The sequence below is a fragment of the Micromonospora sp. CPM1 genome (assembly GCF_023896895.1).
Lineage (GTDB): Bacteria > Actinomycetota > Actinomycetes > Mycobacteriales > Micromonosporaceae > Micromonospora > Micromonospora tulbaghiae.
This window is the reverse complement of sequence record NZ_JAMHIU010000015.1, coordinates 103,326-124,513: the sequence shown is the minus strand read 5'-3', so window position 1 is coordinate 124,513 and position 21,188 is coordinate 103,326. Positions and strand designations below refer to the sequence as shown.

General features: G+C 72.3%; 16 protein-coding genes. 7 read left to right on the top strand and 9 right to left on the bottom strand.

From position 1 onward, the window contains the following. The first annotated feature begins 846 nt into the window (after window positions 1–846). On the top strand, window positions 847–3,666 hold the full coding sequence (gene dnaB / locus M8C11_RS19705) for a replicative DNA helicase (RefSeq protein ID WP_252451896.1): 2,820 nt from the start codon (window positions 847–849) through the stop codon (window positions 3,664–3,666). A gap of 6 nt (window positions 3,667–3,672) precedes the next feature. On the opposite strand, the gene M8C11_RS19700 is transcribed toward dnaB, so the two are convergent. The 5 genes from M8C11_RS19700 to M8C11_RS19680 all read right to left on the bottom strand — a co-directional run bounded on the left by M8C11_RS19700 (window position 3,673) and on the right by M8C11_RS19680 (window position 9,405). Next, window positions 3,673–4,353 (bottom strand): maleylpyruvate isomerase N-terminal domain-containing protein, encoded by a 681-nt coding sequence (locus tag M8C11_RS19700; RefSeq protein ID WP_120574077.1) that lies wholly within the window; start codon window positions 4,351–4,353, stop codon window positions 3,673–3,675. 94 nt (window positions 4,354–4,447) lie between these two features. After that, window positions 4,448–4,840, bottom strand: a complete 393-nt coding sequence (locus M8C11_RS19695) for a zf-TFIIB domain-containing protein (protein ID WP_252451846.1) — start codon at window positions 4,838–4,840, stop codon at window positions 4,448–4,450. 23 nt (window positions 4,841–4,863) lie between these two features. After that, window positions 4,864–5,496 (bottom strand): phosphoribosyltransferase, encoded by a 633-nt coding sequence (locus M8C11_RS19690; RefSeq protein WP_252451844.1) that lies wholly within the window; start codon window positions 5,494–5,496, stop codon window positions 4,864–4,866. Next, the gene (locus M8C11_RS19685; RefSeq protein ID WP_252451843.1) at window positions 5,493–6,836 is read right to left on the bottom strand and encodes a glycosyltransferase 87 family protein; all 1,344 of its coding nucleotides are present in this window, start codon (window positions 6,834–6,836) and stop codon (window positions 5,493–5,495) included. Before M8C11_RS19685 ends, M8C11_RS19690 begins: the two co-directional genes overlap by 4 nt. A gap of 40 nt (window positions 6,837–6,876) precedes the next feature. After that, the gene (locus M8C11_RS19680) at window positions 6,877–9,405 is read right to left on the bottom strand and encodes a putative bifunctional diguanylate cyclase/phosphodiesterase (protein WP_374668732.1); all 2,529 of its coding nucleotides are present in this window, start codon (window positions 9,403–9,405) and stop codon (window positions 6,877–6,879) included. Between the two features lie 594 nt (window positions 9,406–9,999). On the opposite strand from M8C11_RS19680, the gene M8C11_RS19675 reads away from it, so the two are divergent. The 5 genes from M8C11_RS19675 (at window position 10,000) to M8C11_RS19655 (ending at window position 15,966) form a co-directional block, all read left to right on the top strand. Beyond that, window positions 10,000–13,014: a tetratricopeptide repeat protein gene (locus tag M8C11_RS19675; RefSeq protein ID WP_252451842.1), complete on the top strand. Its 3,015-nt coding sequence runs from the start codon at window positions 10,000–10,002 to the stop codon at window positions 13,012–13,014. A 235-nt stretch (window positions 13,015–13,249) separates the two neighbouring features. Beyond that, window positions 13,250–13,741, top strand: a complete 492-nt coding sequence (moaC, locus tag M8C11_RS19670) for a cyclic pyranopterin monophosphate synthase MoaC (protein WP_252451841.1) — start codon at window positions 13,250–13,252, stop codon at window positions 13,739–13,741. Beyond that, a complete protein-coding gene (locus tag M8C11_RS19665) occupies window positions 13,738–14,208 on the top strand; it encodes a molybdenum cofactor biosynthesis protein B (protein ID WP_013477514.1) in 471 nt (156 codons plus the stop codon). The genes moaC and M8C11_RS19665 overlap by 4 nt, the downstream gene beginning before the upstream one ends. A gap of 37 nt (window positions 14,209–14,245) precedes the next feature. After that, the gene (locus M8C11_RS19660) at window positions 14,246–15,505 is read left to right on the top strand and encodes a molybdopterin molybdotransferase MoeA (protein WP_252451840.1); all 1,260 of its coding nucleotides are present in this window, start codon (window positions 14,246–14,248) and stop codon (window positions 15,503–15,505) included. 35 nt (window positions 15,506–15,540) lie between these two features. Further along, the gene (locus M8C11_RS19655) at window positions 15,541–15,966 is read left to right on the top strand and encodes a molybdenum cofactor biosynthesis protein MoaE (RefSeq protein ID WP_252451892.1); all 426 of its coding nucleotides are present in this window, start codon (window positions 15,541–15,543) and stop codon (window positions 15,964–15,966) included. Window positions 15,967–15,970: 4 nt separating this feature from the next. Here M8C11_RS19655 and M8C11_RS19650 read toward each other — a convergent pair whose 3' ends face one another. After that, on the bottom strand, window positions 15,971–17,395 hold the full coding sequence (locus M8C11_RS19650; protein ID WP_252451837.1) for a glycosyltransferase 87 family protein: 1,425 nt from the start codon (window positions 17,393–17,395) through the stop codon (window positions 15,971–15,973). A 206-nt stretch (window positions 17,396–17,601) separates the two neighbouring features. Next, window positions 17,602–18,147, bottom strand: coding sequence for a DoxX family protein (locus M8C11_RS19645; protein ID WP_120572551.1), 546 nt, complete (start codon window positions 18,145–18,147; stop codon window positions 17,602–17,604). 141 nt (window positions 18,148–18,288) lie between these two features. Between M8C11_RS19645 and M8C11_RS19640 the strand changes: the two genes are divergently transcribed. Further along, window positions 18,289–18,828 (top strand): GNAT family N-acetyltransferase, encoded by a 540-nt coding sequence (locus tag M8C11_RS19640; RefSeq protein WP_252451890.1) that lies wholly within the window; start codon window positions 18,289–18,291, stop codon window positions 18,826–18,828. Window positions 18,829–18,847: 19 nt separating this feature from the next. Here the strand turns inward: M8C11_RS19640 and M8C11_RS19635 are convergent, their stop codons facing one another. Both M8C11_RS19635 and M8C11_RS30585 read right to left on the bottom strand, forming a co-directional pair. Then, on the bottom strand, window positions 18,848–20,083 hold the full coding sequence (locus tag M8C11_RS19635; RefSeq protein WP_120572553.1) for an ATP-binding protein: 1,236 nt from the start codon (window positions 20,081–20,083) through the stop codon (window positions 18,848–18,850). Between the two features lie 167 nt (window positions 20,084–20,250). Next, complete coding sequence (locus M8C11_RS30585; protein ID WP_308212758.1) at window positions 20,251–21,108, bottom strand: flagellar basal body protein FliL; 858 nt, start codon at window positions 21,106–21,108, stop codon at window positions 20,251–20,253. Window positions 21,109–21,188: the final 80 nt, after the last annotated feature.

Here is a 21,188-nt window from a genome sequence, read left to right as displayed (position 1 = left end):
CGACTCCGGGGCGCCGCCCCCGACACCGGCTCGTCGCCCTCGTCCGCCCGCCGGTTGCCCACGTACCCCCGCTCCTGCGGGGCGTCCATCGTCCACTCGGCGGTGTGATCCGACAACGGACCCGCACCGATCGCGCGCAGATCGCGACGCGGCCCGGCGTCCGCCCGCCAACCACCGCCGGAGGACGGCGTCTCCACCTCGTCGTCCGGCGCGGCATGCCGCCCGCCACCGTCCGCGCGACTCACCCCGGACTCCAGGGCCCAACGGGGAAGGTACGTCTCGACCGGCTCGTCCTGGCCACGCTCGATCGCGCGCCTCCGGCTCGCCGTGCGGTAGCCCTCCGGCGCGTACGAGTCGACCCGGCGCGGCCCGGCGGGCTCGTCCCAGGAACCGCTCGGCCGTCGCTCGCGCGGGCTGTCCTCCCCGCGTCCCCAGTCCCGGTGTCTCACGGCCGGAGCGTGACCTCTCTCAACCCGAAAGTAAACCCGCTGTCCCAGGTGTCGCCGTTCGCAGCGATAGTACGGGACGAACGACGACAAAGCTCGGCCGGAAATCTTCCGTCCACAGGGTGGGGATAGGAAAAGCCCAGGTCAGAGGCGATAAGCCCGGAATTCCCCATCACTTTTCCACACCCCTGTGCACACCCTGCGCACATGCCTGTCCCCAGGCGTCCACAGGTTGTCCCGAGGCTCATCCACCGGCCTTGTTGAGCGGTTGACCTCGGGTTCCGTATCGTGGTCCACCGACCGCCGGGCGATGACCCCCGATCGACCGGAGGGTCGGCGGAGAGTTGTCATACCCCGGCGATACAGCTGGACTCGATCCGACGCAGCGAGGGGGGAACCCGTGTCGGTCACCGACGAGACGCGTGCGGAACGGACCGGGGGGCAACCGCCCGAGCCGCCACCGCGCGATGCGGCGTTCGAGAAGACACCACCCCAGGACGTCGCCGCCGAGCAGTGCGTACTCGGCGGCATGCTGCTCTCCAAAGACGCCATCGCGGACGTCGTGGAGATCCTGAAGACCAACGACTTCTACCGCCCGGTCCACGCCACCATCTTCGACGCGATCCTGGACATCTACGGGCGCGGCGAACCCGCCGACCCGATCACCGTGGCGGCAGCGCTCGCCGACTCCGGCGACCTCGCCCGCATCGGCGGCGCCCCCTACCTGCACACGCTCATCGCCAGCGTGCCCACCGCCGCGAACGCCGCCTACTACGCCCGCATCGTCGGCGAACGAGCGGTGCTCCGCCGGCTGGTCGAGGCCGGCACCCGGATCGTGCAGCTCGGCTACGGCACCGGCCCGAGCGGCAGCCGCGACGTCGACGACATCGTCGACCTCGCCCAGCAGGCCGTCTACGAGATCACCGAGAAGCGCGTCAGCGAGGACTTCGCCGTCCTGGCCGACATGCTCCAGCCGACGCTCGACGAGATCGAGGCGGTCGGTGCCCAGGGCGGGGTGATGACGGGTGTGCCGACCGGCTTCACCGACCTCGACCGCCTGCTCAACGGCCTGCACGCCGGCCAACTCATCATCGTGGCCGGCAGGCCCGGTCTCGGTAAGGCGCTCGCACTCGACACCCCGCTGCCCACCCCGCAGGGCTGGACCACCATGGGTGAGGTGCGCATCGGCGAGCAGCTCCTCGCCGCGGACGGCACTCCGACGACGATCACCAACGTCTTCGACGTGATGTACGACCGCCCCTGCTACGAGGTCGAGTTCTCCGACGGAAGCGTCATCGTGGCGGACGCCGAGCACCTGTGGAAGACCACCACACGGGCCAGCCGGCGCCAGCCGGAGGCACGCCGGCGGCACCACTGGGCCGAGCCGGCGCTGGCGAAGGTACGGGCGGCCGAGGCGGCCGCATCCACCGAACCGCACCGGCTGGTCACTCTCGCGGAGACCCTGGATCAGGTCGGCCCGGAATTCCGCAACGTGCTCCACGCGGTGGCGCAGACGGTGGGTTCCAACGGCCGGGTCGCCCGACCGGTGACCCGGGCCGGCAAGACACGCAACTGGACGGCACCCGGCTACCCGGTGGGCGCGTTGATCTCCGGCCTCCGTGCACGCGCGGAACGACCGGTGAACGCGGGCAGCCGTGCCGAGCACGACGGGATCGTCACGACGGCGCAGATCGCGGCCACGCTGCGTACCGAGACGGCCGACCGTCGTCTCAACCACGCCGTGCGGAACTGCGCGCCGCTCCGACTTCCGGAACGCGATCTGGTCGTCCCCCCGTACACCCTCGGGGTGTGGCTCGGCGACGGGCACACCGGGGCAAGCCGCTTCACCACCGCGGACGCGGAGATGCTCGACCTCGTGGCCCAGGACGGCTTCCTGGTACGCCCGAGCGGCCCCATGGTCTACAGCGTGCATCTGCCCACGCCGGCCAGGACGCCGGACCGCACCTGCGTCGACTGCGGCGGCTCCACCCGTGCCCTGCGGGAGAACCCCGGAACCCGCCGCTGCGCCGAGTGCCACGAGCGGAACGGCTCCTTCCTGGCCCTGCTCCGGCGAGTCGGGGTGGCCTACGACAAGCACATTCCGCGGGACTACCTCCGCGCCTCCGAAACACAGCGCCGGGCGTTGCTCGCCGGTCTCATGGACACCGACGGCACGGTGGCGCCGACCGGGAACCTGCAGTACACATCCACCTCGAGGCGCCTGATCGACGGCGTTCGGGAACTCGTCGTCAGCCTGGGACATCGGTGCACCATGACCGAGCACAAGGTGCGCGGCCGGACCGAGGCATCGTCGATCGCGTACACGCTGAACTTCTCCACCCCGGACACGGTCTTCCGGCTGGACCGGAAGCGCACCGCTCATGCGGCCCGACGCCGGACGTCCTCGGACGTCCGCTCCCACTCGCGGTTCGTCGTGGACGTCCGTCCGGTGCCGAGCGTTCCGGTGCGTTGTGTGACTGTCGACAATCCCGACCATCTGTATCTGGCGGGCCGCTCGATGATCCCGACGCACAACAGCACGGCGAGCATGGACTTCGCCCGAAATGCAGCGATCCGCGCCAACCAGGCGTCGGCGATCTTCTCGCTGGAAATGAGCAAGGTCGAGATCGTCATGCGACTCCTCTCGGCCGAGGCGCGCGTGCCGCTGCACGTGTTGCGCAGCGGGCAGCTCTCCGACGACGACTGGACCAAGCTGGCCCGCTGCATGGGCGAGATCAGCGAGGCGCCGCTCTTCGTCGACGACACGCCGAGCATGAACCTGATGGAGATCAGGGCGAAGGCGCGGCGGCTCAAGCAGAAGCACGACCTGAAGCTGATCGTCGTCGACTATCTCCAGCTGATGACCTCACCGAAACGCACCGAGAGTCGGCAGCAGGAGGTCGCGGACCTGTCCCGTGGCCTGAAGCTGCTGGCCAAGGAAGTCGAGTGCCCGGTGATTGCGGTGAGCCAGCTGAACCGTGGCCCCGAGCAGCGCACCGACAAGCGGCCGCAATTGTCCGACTTGCGCGAATCCGGGTCGATTGAGCAAGATGCGGACGTTGTCATTCTTTTGCACCGTGACGACTACTACGACAAGGAGTCACCGCGAGCGGGCGAGGCGGACTTTATTGTTGCCAAGCACAGGAATGGGCCGACCGACACGGTGACGGTCGCGGCGCAGCTGCACCTGTCGCGCTTCGTGGACATGGCCATCGTCTGAGCGGCGTCAGCCGAGCAGCGGGAACCATCCGGCTGCCTCGCCCAGCTCCAGCCGGTCCCGGTCGGTGAGCGGCACCCGCCCGGCGGCCTTCAGCAGGTAGTCGTGGTCGTCCCAGCCGGCCGGCCGTACCGCGTCGTCGCTGAGCAGGCCGTCCATCGTGGTCACCGCGACCCGCGTCGGGTCCGCCGCCGGTCGCGGCGCGTCCGGCAGGTCCACCACCAGGTCCAGGTGGTGGATGACCGCCTCGGTGGTCAGGGTGGCGAGCAGATGGGGTACGCGCAGCACGTGACCCTGCGTGGTCACGTACCCGTCGGGGTCGGCTGCGGTGGCCGCGCGGACGGCGGCGGGCGCGGTGTCGGTCCAGAGGCGGACCACTCCGGTGGGCCGGTCGAAGGCGGCGGCGGATCGGCGGGCCCACCAGGCGTGCCCGGCGACCGCGTCGTCGTCGCCGGGCGTGAAGGCGCGCCAATAGCTGACGTCGTCCACGTCCGCCGGTCCGGGTGCGGGGCTGGCCAGGGCGACGAGCGCGCGCTGGGCGTCGCAGAGCACGTGGAAGAGCAGGTCGGCGACGAGCCAGCCGCGGCACCGGGTGGGCCGTTGCAGACCGGCGTCGTCGAGCGGGGTGACCACGGCGGTGATGCCGTCGTACGCCTGGGCCAGCGCCTCGTGCTGCCGGATCGGGCTCATGCCGAGCAGCCTGCCACGGTGTGGCAGGTGCGGCACGCCGACGAGCGCGCCGGGTCGATGCGGTGCACCGGCCCGGCGTGCGTGTTGTCGGCGGTCAGTCGAACAGTTCGCCGAGGAAGCCGTGCTTCTTCTTCCGGCGGTAGTGGCCGTGGTAGCCGTAGTGCTGCTGCTGGCTGTGGCCGTACGCGGGCTGCGCGTAGCCGTGGCCGGGCGGCGGCGGAGGGGGCGGGGGGACGGCGCCGTAGCCGGGCTGGTGCGGCGCGGCGGGCGGGGGCGGCGGGGGTGGCGGGTAGCCGGCACCGGCCGGCGCGGCCTGCTGCGGGGCGCCGCCGTGCTGCCGGTTCCAGCTGGCCTCGGCCTCGAACAGCTTCTCGAGCTCACCGCGGTCGAGGAAGATGCCCCGGCATTCGCCGCACTGGTCGATGACTACTCCGCTGCGCTCGTACTGGCGCATCTCTCCGCGGCACTTAGGACAGGTCATCTGCATGACAACGACGGTACCGGGTGTTTTCACGCGACGGCGGTCAGCGCCTGCGTCACCTCGTCGTCGGAGACCTCGTGGAAGTCCTCGTAGTACGCGCCGACGGCGGCGAAGTCGTGCGGGAGTTGGCAGCTCACGACCGTGTCGGCGTCGGCGGCGAGCATGTCGTACGCCTGCTCGGAGCCGACCGGGACGGCGACCAGGACGCGGGCGGCGCCGAGGTGGCGGGCGACCTGGACGGCGGCGCGGGCGGTGGCGCCGGTGGCGAGTCCGTCGTCCACGACGACGGCGGTGCGGCCGGTGAGGTCCAGCGGTGGGTGGCCGCCGCGGTAGCGCTGTTCGCGGCGTTCCAGTTCGGCCTGTTCACGGCGGCGGACCTGGGCGCGGTCGTTCTCGCTGATCCGACCGGCGACCATCTCGTTGAGGACCTGGACGCCGCCGGGGCCGAGTGCGCCGTACGCGACCTCGGGTGCCCAGGGCACGCCGAGTTTGCGGACGACGAGCACGTCCAGTGGTGCGCCGAGCCGGTCGGCGACCACCCGGGCGACGGGTACGCCGCCGCGGACCAGGCCGAGCACGATGACGTCGGGCCGGCCGGCGAGGTCGGTGAGTCGTTCGGCGAGTTCGCGTCCCGCCTCGGCCCGGTCGCGGTAGGTGGTCATCCCTCAGGTGTACGCCTTCCGGCGGGATCGCGCGGGGCGGTTGCCGGGAATGTCGCCGGGTCGTCCGGTCGGGTGAGCGCCAGCGCGGGGGCGAGGACGAGCAGGGCGGCCGGGTAGAGCAGATACCCGAAGCGGGTGGAGGGCATCAGCAGGATCGCGGCGAGCAGCCCGTACCCGCAGATGAGGGCCGTGGTGGCGGCGGTGCGGGGCGGGCGGCGCAGCAGCCGGACGGCGATGGCCAGTCCGGCGGCGACGAGCAGCGCGGCGGCGACGGCGCGGCCGGCCGGGAGTGTCTCGGCGATCAGATGCCCGGGGAACGGTGACTGGGCGGGGCTGGTGACGAGGCCGTGGCCGAGCGGGAAGCGCAGGACGTTCTCGACGAGGGCGTCGCGGTTGACGAGCAGCACCGGGACCAGCGCGAGGACGGGCAGGCCGATGGCGCCGAGGGCGGTGCGGAGTGCGGCCCGGCGGGTGGCGGCCCAGAAGATCAGGACGACGGCGACCGGCCAGGCGAAGAGTTTCAGGGCGCCGGCGGCGCCGACCGCGAGGCCGGCCCGGCCGGGTCGTCCGGCGGCGGCGAGCGCGAGGGCGAGCAGGCAGAGCGCGAGTACGGGCAGGTCGTCGCCGCCGGTGGCGAGGGTGAGCGCGCAGACGGGCAGGACGGTGGCGGCCTGGACGGCGCGCAGTACGGCGGCGTCGCGGCGGGGTGCGGCCGGGCTGCCGCTTGCGCGCAGTGTGGCGACGAGGGCGACGAGGGTGAGCGCGGTGACCAGGGCGAACCAGACGCGGGAGTCGGTCCACCAGGCGTCGACGGCGGCTCGGGGCAGCCCGAACAGCGCCATGCCGGGCTGGTAGGGGGTGTAGCCGAGGAGTTGTTCGCCGGGGGGCAGGGCGGCGATGGCGTCGGGTCCGAGGTAGGGGGTGCCGAGCTCGGCGAGGCGGGCGCCGGCGTGTTCGACCACGATCACCTCCTCCTGGGCGCGGTCGGTGCGTCCGCCGGCGCGTGCGACGCTCTGCGTGACGATCGGCAGCAGCGCGGTGGCGGCCCAGGTGAGACCGGCGACGGTCCACCGTGCGGGCTGGCCGGCCAGGGGTGTGCCGGGGTGGCGGCGGCGGGCGAGCAGTTGGGTGGTGGCGGCGAGCGTGGCGAGCGCGTACCCGATGGTGGCGACCGTGCCCCAGGCGCGGTGCGGCGGGAGTGTGGAGGTGGCGGCGGTGATCGCGGCGAAGACGGTGGCGGCGGCGTAGAGGCCCAGGTCTAGGGCGAGGCCGCCGGCGGCGGTGTCGAGTGCCGACCAGCGGCGGGAGACGGGGGTTGGCGGGTCGGCGTGGGCGGTCACGCGGGCCAGTGTGGCAGACCGGCGGGGTGGCCCGGCCGGGTCAGGGTTGCCGGGCGTCGGTGGCGGCGGGGGGCGACGGGCGGGTGCGGCCGGTGCGGCGGCCGGGGAGGCGGATGACGGCGCCGGCGTCGTGCAGCGCGGGTGCGAGCGCGCCGGTCCGGCCGCCGTGGCCGCGCTGGAGGGCGGCGAGCAGCGCGGCGGCGGGCAGCGGCCGGGCGAACAGGTGGCCCTGCCCGGCGGCGCAGCCGAGTTCCCAGAGCGCGCGGCGTTGCGGTTCGCTCTCCACGCCCTCGGCGACCACCGTGAGGTCGAGGCTGCGGCCGAGGTCGAGGGTGGAGCGGATCACGGCGGCGGCTTCGGGTGCGGTCTCCATGGCGCCGACGAAGCTGCGGTCGATCTTCAGTTCGTGTACGGGGATGCGGGAGAGCAGGGAGAGCGACGAGTAGCCGGTGCCGAAGTCGTCGAGTGCCAGCCGGACGCCGGAGTCACGCAGGCGGCTGAGTACGCGGTCGACCACGTCGAGCTGGCTGAGCGTGAGCGTCTCGGTCAGTTCCAGCACGAGCCGGTCCGGCGGGAGGTCGTGGGCGCGCAGCCGGGCCAGCACCGCGCCGGGGAAGCGGGCGTCGAGCAGGCTGCGTGGGGACACGTTGACCGAGACGGGCAGGTCGAAGCCGGCGTCGCGCCAGGAGCCGGCGGCGATGAGCGCCTGGTCGAGGATCGCCTCGGCGAACGCGGGGAGCAGCCCGGAGCGTTCCACCGCTTCGAGGAAGCGCAGCGGGTCGATGAGCCCGTGGGTGGGGTGGTGCCAGCGGGCCAGGGCTTCGGCGCCGATCACCTCGCCGCCGGCCAGGTCGACGATGGGCTGGAAGTTGACCGTGAACTCGTGGTCGGCGACGGCGCGGGGCAGTTCGCCGCCGAGGGTGAGCCGGCTCAGGTCGGCGGTGTCGCGGGCCGGCGCGTACGTGGCGACGCGTTGGCCGGCGCGTTTGGCCTGGTACATGGCCACGTCGGCGCGGCGCAGCAGTTCCGCCATGCCGCCGGTGGCGGGGGCGACGGCGATGCCGCCGCTGGCCTCCACGCTGATCCGCATGCCGTCGAGGTCCAGCGGGTCGTGCAGCGCGGCGAGCAGGGCCTCGGCGCGGTGGGCGGCGACGGCCGGGGCGGGCAGGCCGCGCAGGAGTACGGCGAACTCGTCGCCGCCGAGCCGGGCGACCAGGTCGTCGGGGCGGGCCGCGCCGCGCAGCCGTTCGGCGACCTGGATCAGCACCCGGTCACCGGCGCCGTGCCCGAGGGTGTCGTTGACCTCCTTGAAGTGGTTGAGGTCGATCAGCACCAGGGCGGTGACGCCGTCGGCGTGCCGGGTGGTGAGCTGGGCGCTGCCCTCGTCGAGCAGGTGCCGCCGGTTGGACAGGCCGGTGAGGGCGTCGTGGGTGGCGGCGTAGGCGTGGTCCTCGGCGATGCGGGCGAGTTCGGCGTACGCCTGGGCGTTGCGGACCGCCGTGCAGAGGGCGGAGGCGAAGGTACGCAGGGTGTACTGCTCGCGTTCGGAGAGTTCGACCGGGCCGGTGAACCGGAGCCGCAGCACGCCGACGTCGTCGGTGCGGTTGTGGCCCTCCAGCGGGACCGGCATGACCTGACCGTCGACGGCGCTGGGCTGCGGGGTTGTTCCGTCGTACGCGATGTCGGTGCCGTTGCCCCGGACGGTGCGTCCGCCGTCGCGCAGCTCGATCTCGACCTCGTCGGCGGAGAAGAGTTCGCTGGCCTCGGTGACCGCGGTGGTGAGCACCTGGTCGAGGTCGACCACGTTGAGGGCGTCGGTGGCGCGGGCCAGGCGTTGCCATGCCTGCTGCTCGGTGCGGGTACGGATCCGGGCGGAGTAGGCCAGGTGCAGGCTGAGGACGAGCGGTGGCACGGCGAGCAGCAATCGGGGGTCGGCTCGCAGGATGAGTACTGTGCACGCGGCGACGAGGAATCGGACCGCGAAGCCGGCGACCCGAAGGTCGAGGTCGGTGTGGAACTGGCGGACGACGGGCGTTCCGGATGCCAGCGCGATGACCGGAATCGCGAGTACGTCGTCGAGCACCGCCGCCACCAGGTAGACGACTCCCAGCAGCAGCACGATGTGGAGCGGCTCGCGGGGCGGCCACGCCTCGCCGAGCACCAGGATGACGAGAGTGCTGCCCCCGGCGACCAACGTGTGCTTCGCGACGCCGAATGCGGTCTTGATGGGAGCGAGTCGCGTGACTGATCCGCAGGCCACGCCGATGCCGGTTGCCAGAATCAGCCAGGAGGCCGGCGCGACGGCGAGACCGATGACGATCACGGTCTCGACCCAGGCGAAGGCCACGGTGGTCGACCGGATCCGCACCGGGGTCTTGATGATCGTGGCCAGGGCGACCGTCACTACCAGGGTCGTGACGGTTACGAGGTCGCGAACGGAGTCCGGTGGCTGCCTCCAGAAGGCGATCAGCGCGGCGAGCGCGACGAACGCCGCGCAGACGCTCAAGGCGTACACGAGTGCGCGCAGCGGAGGTTCGACGGCTTGTCGGCCGTCCGCTGTTCGGCTCAACCGGCATCACCCGCCGCTCACCGTCGGAATGCGATGAGCGGCAGCCTACCCCTTCGCCGGGAATATGAGAACTCTCAGTTCCATTCGGTGCTGCGCATTTGTTGTCCCTCCTCGGATATCGAGCGGGTCGTGGTTGCCGATGACCAAAGGGTTCGTCAGTTCCATTCGGTGCTGCGCATTGTCACGACCCTCCTCGCACATCTCTCTCGGCGCTTTGCGGCGCCCCCTGTCATGGAAGAGCAGGTTAGAGTGCGGGAAGGAAGATAAGAAAGCATTAATGTCGGTATGCGCAATATAAGTAACTATTGCCGGCTAAATGACGTTCTGTCCACGAGCGGTGTGCGGAGCGGAGCCGATCATCTCCTTCACGTACCCGCGTGGTCGCTCAGCGCCATGGGAATGGGCTGGGATGCTTTACGTCGCCTGTAGCGTCGTCGCGGCGGCGGAACATTACAACCGGGCTTTCTGGCGGCTTCTCCAGTCGAGTCGGACGAGGGCCGCAATGCCTCTTGACGGCGGGGCAACGGCTCTGTGACAAATCGATTACGCTGCGGCCTGGCGTGGACAAGAGCCGACTGAGGCTGGAACAGCAGCATGCAGATCCAAGTTGTCGGTGGTCTGGCGGTGCGGCTCGGCGCGGCCGACCTGTCGCTTGGAACACCCAAGCAGCAGTTGGTGCTGGCGCTCCTGGTCGTGCGGGCCAACCAGCTGGTCCCGCTGCACGACCTGGTGGACGAGCTGTGGCCCGACGGTCCACCCCGCTCCGCGATCGCCAATGTCCGGACGTACGCCGCCAATCTGCGCCGGAGCCTCGACTCGTGCGCGGGCGACAGGCTCAGGATCGTCCGTGAACCAGGTGGCTACCGGCTTCTCACCGACGAGAGCCTGATCGACCTGCACCGGGTCACCGGGCGCTGGCGCCACGCCCGAGGGCTGATGCGAGCGGGAGAACCCACGCGGGCGATCCCGTTGCTCGAGGACGTCGTCCGCGACGCGGCGCCGCTGCTCGCGGGACTGACGCTGGGGCCGGCGCTGACCGCGCGGCGAGAGGCCGTGAGCCAGGAGCGCCGAGCAGCGCTGGAACTGCTTGCGGAGGCACATCTCAGCCTGGGACGCCCGGAATCGGCCGTGTCGTTGCTGCGAGACGAGGTCTCGCACGATCCTCTGTGGGAACGAGCGCAGTGCCTCCTGATGCGTGCCCTCCTCGCGGCCGGTGACGCGGGGGGCGCGCTGGCCGTCTACCGTGCCGCGCGCGAGGCACTGACCGATCAACTGGGGGTGCCACCCAGCGAGGAGATGGAGCGACTTCGAAACGCGGCCACCCGCGCGCGACGCCGGATTCCGGAATCGGCGCGCGAGGTGGAGACGATCGGGAGTGACGCTCGTAAGCGCAATTGGTTGCCGCGAACGGTGATGAATTTCGTCGGCCGGGAGGAAATGGTCGATCGATTGTTGTGCGAAGTGCGCGAGGCATCCGGGCAGGGTCCGACAATCCGGGTGATCGACGGCATGGCGGGCTGCGGCAAGACGACTCTCGCCCTGCACGTGGCCTCCCGGTCGGCCGAGCGCTTCCCCGACGGGCAGCTCTTCGTCGACCTGCGGGGACACAGCGCGCGAACACGGATGCGTCCGGCGATGGCACTGGAAACGTTGCTTCGCCAACTGGGTGTGCCGGCCGGCCGGATACCCATGGAACTGCCCGATCGGCAGGAGATGTGGCGACGCCAGCTGGCCACGCGTTCCGTGCTTGTGGTGCTCGACAATGCCGCCGACAGCCGGCAGGTCGAGCCGCTGCTGCCCGTCTCCGGATCGGCCGCGGTGCTCGTCACCAGCCGGCGGCGTCTACTGGCGCTCACCGAACGACCGCCGGTGTCTCTCACCGTCCTCTCCGAGGCCGAGGCGCTCGAACTGCTCGACACCCTCATCGGGGGCGGGCGGGTGGAGGCCGAACCGGAGGCCGCACGCCGACTGGTCGACATCTGCGGCTGCCTGCCGCTCGCTGTCGGATTGGCCGGCACCCGGCTGGCGCACCGCCCCGACTGGCGGATCTCCGACCTCGTCGACAGATTGAGCCACAGGTCGATGTTCCTCCCCGGTCTTCGTGCCGAGGCGCGCAGCCTGATGGAGGCGTTCGCCGAGTCGTACGAGCCGCTCGACGAGGCGTGCAGGAAAGGTTTCCGATCATTCGGCCTGGCGGCCGGAAACCACCTCGACACCGCGATGGTGGCAGCCCTCACCGATCTCCCTCTGCGGGACGCGGCCGACGTTCTCGACGAACTGGTGGACCGCCACCTCGTGCAGGAGACCTCGGCCGGCCGCTATCGCCTGCACGACCTGATGAGGCGTTACGCCGCCGAGCTGGCCCGCCAGGAGGGCGAGTCGACGGCCAGGCGATCGGCCGTCGAGAACCTGCTGGATCATGTGCTGCACTCGGTGGTGCGGGCGTCGGCGTCGATCGAGGACGGCCGCGTACTCGCACAGCACCTACGGCTCGCGGAACCGCGTCGACCGGATCTGCTCGCGGGACGCGTCAACCGCGACCTGGACTGGCTGGAGGAGCAGCGGCCGAACCTGGACGCGTTCATCCGTCAGGCGGCTGACGAGGGTCATGAACCGATGGCGTGGCGGCTGGCTCGCGCCAGTTGGCGGTTCTTCTACATCCGCGGCTACTTCGACGACATATCGGCCACGAACGGGGTGGGTCTCGTCGCGGCGCAGCGGTGCGGGGACCGGCACGCCGTGGCCCTCATGCACAACTACCTCGCCTCGGCGTGCGTACGCACCGGCGCCTACCAGGACGCCTCCGCGCACCTGCACGAGGTCGTGTCGATCCTCACCGGGCTCGGCGACGAACCGGGCGCACAGCGGGCGCGGTTCAACCTCGGTGCCGTGCACTGGCTGACCGGGCGACTCCACCAGTCGCTCGAAGCCAGCCGCGAGACGCTGCGCAGCAGTGTGCTGGACACCCTTCCGGTTCTGCCCAACCTGGGCCTCACGCTTCGCTACCTCGGCCGTTATGAGGAGTCGATGGCGGTTCACCGGCTCCATCTCTTCGTCGCCCGTATCAAGCACGACCCGTTCCACATGTCGAACGCACTGGGGCATCTCGGTGGCGTCAGATACCGCCTGGGGCAGAACGCGGCGGCGGAGCGCCTGCTCCGAGCCTCGCTCGCGCTCCGGGACCGCACCGGCAACGGCTTCGCCCGCGCCGAGACGCTCAGCGACCTCGCCGGCACCTACCGGCAACTCGGCCGCTACGAGGACGCGCTGCGGCACCACGAGGCGGCCATCGAGGCCGCCGCCGCCTCCGGGGAGCGGCATGTCCAGGCGCAGGCACGTAATGAGCTGGCCGTCACCCTGGGCGTCACGGGGAGGGCCGACGAGGCCGTTCTCGTCTTCGAAGAAGCGCTCGCCATCGCCACCCGGATCGGCCACCCGTACGAGCAGGCCCGCGCCCTCGACGGCCTGGCCGGACACCTGGCCGGGAAGCAGCCGACCGAAGCGCGACGCTACCGGCAGCGCGCGTTGGCGATCTTCGAGCGGATGGGTGCGCCCGAGCGCCACGACCTGCGCCGGCAGATCGCGGAGCCGTCGTCCCCGCCAGCCTGAACCGGCTTATCGATTTCTTATCGCGGCGTTCGTTAGCGTCCCCGGCATCGGCCACGGGGTGGGTCCACCGTCCGAGCGGACCCGGCCGAACGAGGCCCCCACCGTCAGTTCCCCCCAGCGAATCGGCGGTGGGCAGGTGAGGGAGGGGCGTCGTGCATCGGCACCCGAGACGACGCTCCTCCCCGCCGCAGGCCGGGGCACCCGCGGCGTCGTACCCGGCGGATAGGGTCGGGCCGTGACCGAACCCGCGCAGCTCACCCACGTCGACCCGGCCGGTGCGGCCCGGATGGTCGACGTCTCCGCCAAGCCGGTCTCGGGCCGGCTCGCGGTCGCCGCCGGCCGCCTCCGCACCACCGCCGAGGTGGTGGACCTGCTGCGCCGCGACGGCCTTCCCAAGGGCGACGCGCTGGCCGTCGGCCGGCTCGCCGGCATCATGGGGGCCAAGCGCACGCCCGACCTGATCCCGCTGTGCCACCCGATCGCGTTGCACGGCGTCACCGTCGACCTGGAGCTCACCGCCGACACGGTGGAGATCACGGCTACGGCGAAGACCGCCGACCGCACGGGCGTCGAGATGGAGGCGCTGACCGCGGTGGCGGTCGCCGGGCTCGCCCTGGTCGACATGGTGAAGGCGGTCGACCCGGCCGCGTCGGTGGACGCCGTGCGGGTGCTCCGCAAGGAGGGCGGCAAGACCGGCGAGTGGGTCCGGCCGGAGGACCGGCCGTGATCCGGGCCCGGGTGATCGTGGCGTCCAACCGGGCCGCCGCGGGGGTGTACGAGGACACCAGCGGCCCGCTGCTCGTGACCGGGCTGCGCGAGCTGGGGTGCGAGGTCGACGCTCCGGTGGTGGTGCCGGACGGCGAACCGGTCGGCGACGCCCTGCGCGCGGCCCGTGCCGACGGCGTCGACGTGGTGCTGACCAGCGGTGGCACCGGCATCACCCCGACCGATCGCACGCCCGACGTGACGCGCGCGCTGCTCGACTACGAGATCCCCGGCATCGCCGAGGCGATCCGCGCGCACAGCCGCGACACCGTGCCGACGGCGGCGTTGTCCCGAGGGCTGGCCGGGGTGACCGGCCGGACGCTCGTGGTCAACCTGCCCGGCTCGCGCGGCGGCGCCCGGGACGGCCTGGCCGTGCTCGGGCCGATCCTGCGGCACGCCGTCGACCAGCTTCGCGGCGGCGACCACTGAACCCGCGAGACACGTGCCCCGGCGCTAGGCTCGCCGGATGAGCACGGAAACCGAAGCCGCCACGGCCGAGGCGGGCACGCCACCCCCGGCCGGGTGGGAGGAGGCCCGCTCCCGGGTGTACGCGGTGGGCCTGTCCGCCGCGCTTCCCGCGGTCGCCCGTCCGCTGGCCGAGGCCGACGGGCACACCCTGGCCGAGCCGCTGACCACACGTACCGACCTGCCCGCGTTCCCGACCTCCAGCGTGGACGGCTGGGCGGTGCGCGGCCCGGGGCCGTGGCGGGTTGTCGGGCGGGTGCTCGCCGGACACACCGCGCCTCCGCTGGAGGCCGACGGCAGCACGGTGGAGATCGCCACCGGCGCGATGGTTCCCGAGGGGACGACGGCGATCCTACGGATCGAGGAGTCGACGCGTACGGCGGACGGCCTGGTGTCCGGCACGCCCCGCACGGCGCCGGAGTGGCGGGAGCCGGGCGAGGAGGCGTGCCTCGGGGAGCAACTGCTGCCGGCCGGCACCCCCGTGGACCCGGCGGTGATGGGCCTGGCCGCCTCCTGCGGGCTCGACACGCTGCGGGTCCGCCGCCCACCCCGGGCCGCGCTGCTGGTCTTCGGCGACGAACTGCTCACCTCCGGTCCGCCCGGCGCGGGCCGGGTCCGTGACGCGCTCGGTCCGTCGGTGCCGGCCTGGCTGCGCCGCTACGGCTGCCAGGTGCGCGCGGCCGACGTGGTCGGCCCGGTCGCCGACACGCTGCCCGCACACGTGGCGGCGCTGCGGGGCGCGCTCGCCAACGCCGACCTGGTCTGCACCACCGGCGGCACCATGCACGGTCCGGTCGACCACCTGCACCCGACGCTGGAGGCGCTCGGCGCCGACTACGTGGTGAACACCGTGGCGGTACGTCCCGGTTTCCCGATGTTGCTCGCCCGGCTCGTGGACGGCGACGGGCGGGTGCGGTTCGTGGCCGGCCTGCCCGGCAACCCGCAGTCAGCGGTGGTGGCGCTCGTGTCGCTCGTCGCGCCCCTGCTTGCCGGTCTCACCGGCCGGCCGATGCCGGTGCTGCCGCACGTGACGCTCGCCGAGCCGATTCCCGGGCGTGGCGACTACACCCATCTGGCGCTGGCCCGCTGGGACCGCGTCGCCGGCACCGCGTACCCGGTGCGGCACGTCGGCTCGGCGATGCTGCGAGGGCTGGCCGGCGCGGACGGGTTCGCGGTCATCCGGCCCGGCACCAGCGGCGCGGCCGGCGACCGGGTGCCGCTCGTGCCGCTGCCACTGACCCACGGGGAGCGATTCGGGTGAGCGCGACGAACGAGCCGACGGGAGACGTCGTGACAGTGGAAGCAGGCGTGGTGCTCGGCGCGGTGACCGACCGGCCGCTCGACCTGGCCGCGCACGAGGCGGCGGTCGCCGACCGCCGGGCCGGCGCGGTGGTGTCCTTCCAGGGCGTGGTCCGCGACCACGACCACGGGCGGGGGGTCACCCGGCTGGAGTACGAGGGCCACCCCACCGCCGAGGCGGTGCTGCACGAGGTAGCGGCCGAGGTCGCGGCCGACCCGCAGGTGTACGCGGTTGCGGTGTCGCACCGGATCGGCCCGCTGGAGATCGGGGACGTGGCACTGGTGGCGGCCGTCAGCACGGCCCACCGGGCGGCCGCGTTCGCCGCCTGCGCACGCCTGGTCGACGAGGTGAAGGCGCGGCTGCCGATCTGGAAGCGCCAGGTCTTCGACGACGGCACCGAGGAGTGGGTGAACTGCCCCTGAACGCTCAGCGCCGAGCGGCGAGCGCGGCGGTGCGGCCCAGCCGCTCGTGGTAGAACGCCGGTTCGGCGCCGGGGCGCCACGGCAGCGCCGCGACGAGCACGATCAGCGCGATGGCCAGGGAGTTCTCCATCAACGCGCCGAACAGGCCGTCCTGGTAGTGGGACACCTCGGGGAGCTGGTGCTCGTACGGCCAGATCGGTGAGATCAGGAACAGCAGGTAGAGCCCGAGCGCGCCGACGCCGTGGCGGAGCCCGGTGAGCGTCGGGTACCAGATCGGCGGGCGCAGTGCCGGCACGCCGTTGGCCGACGGTCCGCCGGTGCCACGTGGCGGCAGGCCGCGGCTGGCTTCGCGGCGGCGTACCGCGGCGTCGGCCAGCACGATGATCGCCGGGATGACCCAGATCAGGTGGTGCGACCAGGAGATCGGGCTGATCACGTTGGCGGTGAGCCCGACCAGCGTGAACGCGGTCAGCTCGTCGCCGTCGGCGCGGGCGCTCATCGCCCGGGACAGGCCCAGCGCGAGGATCAGCACCGAGAACGCCAGCCAGAGCAGGCCGGGCGTCTCGATCGAGTCGTAGAGCCGCGCCAGCAGACCGGCGAGGGACTGGTTGGCGGTCATGTCCGCCGCGCCGACCCGCTCGGTCTGCCACAGCACGCCGGTGAAGTACGCGCGGGACTCCTCACCGAGTACGCCGAACGTCGCGATGGTCACGCCGACAGCGGTGCCGACGGCGGTGAGCGCGGCCCGCCACTGCCGGGTGAGCATCAGGTAGGCCACGAACAACGCCGGGGTGAGCTTGACCGCTGTGGCGAGCCCGATGCCCACACCGGCCCAGGTACCGCTGTAGACGAACCGGGCCAGCGGCGAGTCGGCCGTCTCGTAGTGGGTGCCCCGCTTGGCCCGCCAGCGCAGGCCCACCATGTCCGCCATGACCAGCACGAAGAGCAGCAGGTTGACCTGCCCGTAGCCGAGCGTCTCCCGGGACGGCTCGATGGCGACCGCGAGCGGGGTGGCGATGCCGACGGTGAACCAGAGCGGCCAGCCGAGCCGGTCCACGATGGGGCGCAGCAGCGCGGCGAGGACGACAGCGAGCGCGCCGATGCTGGCGAGCGCGTTGACGAAACCGGCGCCGTCGACCGGCAGCCAGGACATCGGCAGCATGACCAGGGCGGCGAACGGCGGGTAGGTGAAACCCAGCGTGGTCGAGGGCGCGACGAAGTCGTACAGCTCGTTGCCGCCGGCCCACCACAGCACGGCGCCGTGGTAGATCTTCATGTCGAAGAAGTTGTACGGCCGTCCGAAGGCTCCGATGGCGAGCCACGCGGCGTACGACACGGCGGCGACGACGCCGAGACGCATGACGATCCGGCGGTCGACGCGGGAGGTCGGGGCGAGGCGGTTGGTCCGTCTACCGACTGTCGTCGGCATGGCGTGGCCACCCCCGTACCAAGGTCGTCGTACCCGTCCAGGTCCAGAACGGAGCCTAGAACGGCGCCTCACGTTGCTGCCTCCCGCGTTACGCGACCGTGTCCGATCCCACACGTGTTTTTGACATTTCCACCGCGTTAACGGGTCTCGGACGGTTCAGGTGATTGGTGGCCTTGCGGGGGGTGGCGGCCGTACGAAAACGCTTGTCAGCCGGGCATGCGGCGGGCGGTCGACGCGGAGCGTACGGCGATCTTCGCCTCGCGTCGCGCGGTGCGGACCGCACGCTTGACCGACCGGCGCGAGTGGTCGATCCGGTGGCCGGCGCGCCAGCGCAGTCCCGGCTTGCCCTCGGTGTCGGCGGCGGCGAGGAGGAGGCCGCCGAGCAGGCCGAGGTTCTTCAGGAAGTGGATCTGGTTGTTGTTGCGGGCGGCCGGATCGTCGTTGTTCCAGAAGGCGTGACCGGCGGCGGTGGTCGGGATCAGCGTGGCCGCGAGCACCAGCGCGGCCGGACGGGTGAACCGGCCGGTGGCGAACATCAGGCCGCCGACGAGCTGGGTGGCGGCGTTGGCCCGGATCAGCGAGACCGTGTCGGTCGGGATGCGGGGGTGCACGTTCTGGATCAGCGGGGCGACCTTCCCGGTGACCGGTTCCGCGGCCTGCACCAGGCGTTCGGGGTTGCGCAGGTTGCGGGCGCCGCTGACCACGAAGATGCCGCTCAACATGACTCGGGCGAGGGAGCGCACGGGCTTCATGGCTCAGTCTTACCCCGTCGGGGGCGTCGTCATCCCCGCAACACACGAAAGGTATCGGCCGACGTGGACGTCCGATCGGTATCGATTTCAGCGACCGTCGCGGATGGACCGGTCGCGTTCGGTAAGGTCGCGCGGGTGACGATGCTGCGACTGCGCCCGGAGGGCCCCGCCGACGAGGCGCCGGTGGCCCGGGTGCTGGCCGCCGCCTTCGCCCGCCCCGACGTGGCCACCCCACCGGAGGTCGGCCTGGTCGAGGAGTTGCGGCACAGCCCGGCGTGGGTTCCGGAGCTGGCCATGGTCGCCGAGTACGGCGGCGAGGTAGTGGCGTACGCGCTGCTCACGCGCGTCGGCGTACGCACCGAACGTGGCACCTGGCCGGCGCTGGCCCTGGGTCCGGTGGCGGTGGCCCGGCACCGGCAGCGGCTGGGGCACGGCACGGCGGCGGTGCAGGCGGCGCTGGACGCCGCGACCGAGTTGGGCGAACGGCTGGTGGTGGTGCTGGGCGATCCGGCCTACTACCGGCGGTTCGGGTTCGGCCCGGCGGACCGGCTGGGCCTCACCAGTCCCTGGTCGGGGCTGGGGGAGCCGTGGCAGGCGCTGGTGCTGCCGCCGTCGGCGAGCGGTGAGCCGCCACCGCCGGCCGGCGAGGTGGTCTTCCCGCCGCCGTGGTCGCGGGTCTGAGGCCGTTTTAGAGCAGCGGTCAGGCGGGCTGGGTGCGCAGGTAGCGGCCGAAGTGCGGCACTGTGAACGCCACGGTTCCCCGCTCGCCGGAGTAGATCAGCCCCTTCTTGATCAGCGCGTCCCGGGCCGGGGAGAGGCTGGCCGGCTTGCGGCCGAGCGCGCGGGCGATCTCGGCGGTCGGCACCGCAGCGTCCATGTCGTCCCGGCCGCCCTCCTCACCGTCCACCAGCGCCAGCGTGGCCATCGCGCGCATGTACTCGCGTTCGGCGGGGGTGGCCCGTTCGAACCGGGAGCCGAAGAACCCCACCGCCAGCTCGGCCTCCGCCTCGGGCGCGGCGACCCGGACGTCCGCCGCCGTGATCGGTGAGCGGGGCGCGTGGTCCCAGGTGGCCTTGCCGTACGCCTGGACGAAGTAGGGATAGCCGCCGGACTTCTCGTAGAGCAGGTCGAGGGCCTTCTGCTCGTACTCGACCTCCTCCCGCTCGGCCGGCGCGCAGAGCGCCTGGTCGGCGGCGATCCGGTCGAGCCGGTCGATGCGCTGGTAGCGGTAGAGCCGCTCGGAGTAGGACTTGGCGGCGCTGAGGACTGCGGGCAGGTGCGGCAGTCCCGCGCCCACGACGATGAGCGGCGCGCCGAGCTGGGACAGCTCGTGGCAGGCGGCGCAGAGCGCGGAGACGTCCTCGGCGCCGACGTCCTGCATCTCGTCGATGAAGACGGCGATGCCGGTGCCGACGTCGGTGGCGACCGCCGCCGCGTCGCTGAGCAGCTCGACCAGGTCGATCTCGATGTCGCCGGAGTCGGCGCGTCCGCTGCTGGCCGGCACGTCGATGCCGGGCTGCCAGCGGTCGCGCAGCTTGGGCGCCGCGCCGCCGCGCCCGGTGGGAGCGGAGCGTTGCGCGAACGCCTTGAGTACGCCGAGGAACGCGTCGATCCGGTCCGGGGCGCGGTGCCGGGGCGCCAGTTCGCGGACCGCCATGTGCAGCGCGGCGGCGATCGGCCGGCGCAGCGACTGGTCCGGCCGGGCCTCGATCTTGCCGGTGCCCCAGAGGTGGTTGATCGCCTCGGAGCGCAGCGTGTTGAGCAGGACCGTCTTGCCCACTCCCCGCAGGCCGGTGAGCATCAGGCTGCGTTCGGGGCGACCGCGCGCGATCCGTTCCAGCACCACGTCGAAGACGTCCAGTTCCCGCCCCCGCCCGGCGAGTTCGGGCGGGCGCTGGCCGGCGCCCGGTGCGTACGGGTTGCGGACCGGATCCACGAATCGCACAGTATCGGGTTCTCTAGCGACCAGGCTAGATGCGCGTAGAGGCGGCTACCGCGTGTCGGCCTCGACATAAAACTAGGGCTGTCTAGCGTGGATGCTAGACAGCCCTAGTTTTGGCTACCGGCCCTGATCCGCAGCGTGCCCGGCGAGGCTGCCGGCGCTCAGCGGCGCTTCAGGCAGAGCACGAAGTCGAGCGTGTCCAGCTCGCTGTCGAAGAAGTACCAGTCGGTGTAGCCGGCCACCTTCCCGCACTTCGCCTCCGCGTCCTTCTTGCCGCTCGTCGCACCGTCGATGCGGCGCAGCACCTCGTACGTCTTCGGGGCGCAGTCGGCGATCACCAGCTTCGGCTGGCCGCCGCCACCCTCGTTGGCGACGCACTGGCCCGCCTTGACGAAGCGCGGATCGGTGGAGGAGGCCGGGGCCGCCGTCGTGGGCGTCGTGTCGGCCGGATCGCTCGGCGGCGCCTCGCTCGAATCCGCGGCCGGCGGGGTGGCAGCGGTCGTACCGCCGGTCGGGGTCTGCTCGTCCCGGCCCACCATCCAGTACGCCCCGGCGCCGCCCAGCAGCAGCACGGCAAGCACGATCACGACCACCAGCAGCGGACCCTTCCCGCGCTTCGGCGGCGCCGGCTCGGCGTACGGCGGCTGGCCACCGCCGTACTGCGGCCCGGCGTAGGGGTCGCCCGGGTGGCCCTGCTGCGGCGGCCCGGGGGACCAGGCCGGACCGGGTTCGTAGCGCTGCGTCGGCGGCCCGTACCGGTCGGCGGGCCCGTACTGCTGCGTGGGCGGGCCGTACTGGTCGGCGGGCGGCCCGTACTGGTCGGCGGGCGGGCCGTACTGATCGGCCGGCGGCCCGTACGGCCGCGCGCCCGGCGGCGGGCCGTACTGCGGGTCGGGCTGCGGGGCGTAACGCGGGTCGCCCTGCGGCGCGTAGCGGGGATCGGGCTGCGGGGCGTAGCCGTCGTCGGGCCGCCCCCAGGGCTCGGGAGAGCCGCCGCCCGGTGGACCGAAGTTCGACATGAACGCCTCCTGCGTACGCCAGTGCTGAGAGGCCGGCCACCAACTGGGGACGCCGACGCCGTGGTCACCGTAGCGTGGTC

Bases quoted from the DNA above. Each gene is read 5' to 3' on its own strand.
- M8C11_RS19700 (WP_120574077.1), bottom strand. From the start codon at position 4,353: ATGAGCCCGATCCGGCAGCACGAGGCGCTGGCCCAGGCGTACGACGGC.
- M8C11_RS19695 (WP_252451846.1), bottom strand. From the start codon at position 4,840: ATGCAGATGACCTGTCCTAAGTGCCGCGGAGAGATGCGCCAGTACGAG.
- M8C11_RS19690 (WP_252451844.1), bottom strand. From the start codon at position 5,496: ATGACCACCTACCGCGACCGGGCCGAGGCGGGACGCGAACTCGCCGAA.
- M8C11_RS19675 (WP_252451842.1), top strand. From the start codon at position 10,000: ATGCAGATCCAAGTTGTCGGTGGTCTGGCGGTGCGGCTCGGCGCGGCC.
- M8C11_RS19660 (WP_252451840.1), top strand. From the start codon at position 14,246: ATGAGCACGGAAACCGAAGCCGCCACGGCCGAGGCGGGCACGCCACCC.
- M8C11_RS19650 (WP_252451837.1), bottom strand. From the start codon at position 17,395: ATGCCGACGACAGTCGGTAGACGGACCAACCGCCTCGCCCCGACCTCC.
- M8C11_RS19645 (WP_120572551.1), bottom strand. From the start codon at position 18,147: ATGAAGCCCGTGCGCTCCCTCGCCCGAGTCATGTTGAGCGGCATCTTC.
- M8C11_RS19640 (WP_252451890.1), top strand. From the start codon at position 18,289: ATGCTGCGACTGCGCCCGGAGGGCCCCGCCGACGAGGCGCCGGTGGCC.
- M8C11_RS30585 (WP_308212758.1), bottom strand. From the start codon at position 21,108: ATGTCGAACTTCGGTCCACCGGGCGGCGGCTCTCCCGAGCCCTGGGGG.